This window comes from Clostridium prolinivorans (assembly GCF_004011155.1).
In the GTDB taxonomy this organism is placed as follows: Bacteria; Bacillota; Clostridia; order Clostridiales; family Clostridiaceae; genus Clostridium_AT; species Clostridium_AT prolinivorans.
Genome location: NZ_RJWG01000035.1, coordinates 1 through 2,701, shown reverse-complemented (window position 1 = coordinate 2,701; position 2,701 = coordinate 1). Strand labels below are relative to the sequence as shown.

The following is a 2,701-nucleotide window of genomic DNA, read 5'->3' as shown; positions in this document are numbered from 1 at the left end:
CCCCTGTAGAATATAGATTATAAAAAATGACCGAATAAAAATTGTACAAAAAAGTGTTGACAATCCAAACTTTATTTTAGAGGGTGCGTATTCATTATAATACTTACTGAGTTCAAATTTGTGAATCCTGCTATAGGTATTGCTTTAGTTTCAATTTTGTTTGTAATACAACAATCACTAAACACTCAAACTGTTTATCAAACAATATCGATGTCTGTGGGTTCGATGTGCATATCGGTAGTAGGATGTGTGCTAATATTAGCTACAAATAGTTTTATACCAGCTTTACTATGTCATCAATTTTATGTAATATTCTACTTAAGAAATTAAGCGTTGGAGGTGTAAAATGGTAATCGAAGTTAAGAATTTAAGCGTTAAATACAGAGAAAAAAATGTGGTGAAGAATGTTAGTTTCACTGTTAACGAAGGTGAAATATTCGGGATGATTGGTGCAAATGGAGCAGGGAAAACCACAACTATAGAATGTATTGAAGGATTGAGAAATAACTATAGTGGAGAAATAAGAGTACTGGGTATCAACCCTATGAAAGGAAGAAAAGAACTACATAAGTTAATAGGAGTACAGCTTCAGGAAACTTCGTATCAGGACAGGCTTAAAGTAAAGGAAATATGCAAGCTTTTTGCCAGTTTCTATGACACAAAGGAAAGTATTGATGACTTAGCAAAGGAATTTAACCTATATGAAAAATTAGATAGCTACGTTGGTAAGTTATCGGGGGGACAAAGGCAGAAGTTATCAATTATTTTAGCATTAATATCAAAACCCAAAATAGTTTTTTTAGATGAACTTACTACTGGTTTGGATCCAAAATCCAGACGAGATATGTGGGAAACTGTATTAAGATTAAAAAAGAAAGGAATAACGGTATACTTAACCACCCATTTCATGGAAGAGGCGGAGTATTTATGTGACAGAGTGGCTATAATGAAGCAAGGACAAATAGTAGCATTAGATAGTGTAGAAAATCTAAAAAATAATCATGGTTTGTTGGATAAAGTTAGCTTTAGATGCAGCCATAACATAAAGAATGAAGTGTTAATGAAGTTTAAAACTGTAAAAGAAATAGTTGAGAGAGATAATCATTTCACAATAAGCTGTGAAGCAGATACTTTCTTATCAGAGTTAAATAGATATATAATAGATAACAACTATATGATTATGAATGTAGAGGTTAATAAACCAAGTTTAGAGGATGTATTCTTTAAATATACCGGAGAGATATTGGAAAGTTTGGAGGAACAATAATGAGGGCATTTATTGAAATAATAGGAACAGAATTTAAATGTTTCACACGAAATTTTCTTAATATGTTTTTTGTTTTAGCCTTTCCAGCGCTGTTCTTAATACTATTTGGTGAGATATATGGTAACAAACCAAGCTCGCTTTTTAATGGACAAGGAACAATTGATGCATCAGTACCGGCTTATATAGGAATGATAATTACAGTTACAGGTATTATGTCATTACCATTAGCTTTATCTAGTTACAGAGAAAAGAAAATATTAAAAAGATTTAAGGCTACACCGATGAGTCCTTTCCATATTTTAATTTCTCAAATTATTGTTAACTTGTTTATGACAGTCATTGGTGTAGCAATACTAATACTAATTGCCAAGTTAAAGTATGATTTAAAATTTAATGGGGATGTTATAGCTGTAGTTCTTGTTGTATTGTTATCGATATTTTGTATTTTCTCAATTGGCTTTTTAATTGCGAGCGTTGTTAATGGGACAAAGGCTGCAAATGCAGTTGCAAATCTTGTATATTTTCCAATGTTATTCTTAACAGGAGCCACAATTCCATTAGAGACTATGCCAAATAGTATAAAAAATATATCTAAATTTTTACCTTTAACTCATTCAATAAAAGTGTTGAAGGGAGCGTGGCAGGGAAAAAGCTTGAGTGATTATGGTAGTGATATTATGATATTAATTGCTGTCACTATAATCTGTAGCATATTATCAATTAAGTTTTTTAGATGGGACTAAAATATATTAAATTATACTGGAATCATAATTTCATTAATCTACAAAAGCTGAAAAATAGGGAGATGAATCTTTAATAATTAACTAGATTTCATGAAAAATATATCTTTACTCTTAACTTCTTATTACAAAAGCTAAAGTATTTGATTTTCGAGTTAAAGATTTATGTGAATGAACGTAAATAGTATTATTCGAGTTTTTCAGCGGAATAAGAAGGGAAATTTGGTAAAACTGCTCCTCGTTTGTTAAGTATTTTGAGATTAATGGTTAATTTTAAATATATTGGAGAGGTAATAGGAGGTGTACTTTATGTATGAGTATAAATTTGTAAAAATTGATTTAAAGGGTATTCTCCCGCCAAAGAGTCCAGTTGAAGATTATCATAAGATTATTGAGGAAAATGCAATAGAGGGTTGGAGATTAGTCCAAATATTTGCACCAGTAGTTTCTGCTGGACCATTTGCTGCATATTATGAATTAATTTTCGAGAAAGAAAAAATATAAGCTTAACTGTAATATATGGATTGAGGATAAGTGTAAAAAATTGATGGTTAGTAAGCTAGGAATATATTAGTTAAAATGACAGATATCAAAAATATGAGGATATCTGTTATGGAGAATAATAATTTAGAAACGCAAAAAGAAGCTGTTTCCAAATCAACTGATGAGTATAAACTTTATGCACAAGGAAGTG

3 protein-coding genes are annotated in these 2,701 nt (G+C 30.5%); all 3 read left to right on the top strand.

Annotation, left to right across the window (positions count from 1 at the left end):
* Nucleotides 1-394 precede the first annotated feature (394 nt).
* The 3 genes from EGD97_RS12145 to EGD97_RS12135 all read left to right on the top strand — a co-directional run bounded on the left by EGD97_RS12145 (nt 395) and on the right by EGD97_RS12135 (nt 2,511).
* Complete coding sequence (locus tag EGD97_RS12145) at nt 395-1,267, top strand: ABC transporter ATP-binding protein (RefSeq protein ID WP_228202037.1); 873 nt, start codon at nt 395-397, stop codon at nt 1,265-1,267.
* Nucleotides 1,267-2,010, top strand: coding sequence for an ABC transporter permease (locus tag EGD97_RS12140; RefSeq protein ID WP_127837551.1), 744 nt, complete (start codon nt 1,267-1,269; stop codon nt 2,008-2,010). Before EGD97_RS12145 ends, EGD97_RS12140 begins: the two co-directional genes overlap by 1 nt.
* A gap of 306 nt (nt 2,011-2,316) precedes the next feature.
* Nucleotides 2,317-2,511: a DUF4177 domain-containing protein gene (locus EGD97_RS12135; protein WP_119864200.1), complete on the top strand. Its 195-nt coding sequence runs from the start codon at nt 2,317-2,319 to the stop codon at nt 2,509-2,511.
* The last annotated feature ends 190 nt before the right edge of the window (nt 2,512-2,701 follow it).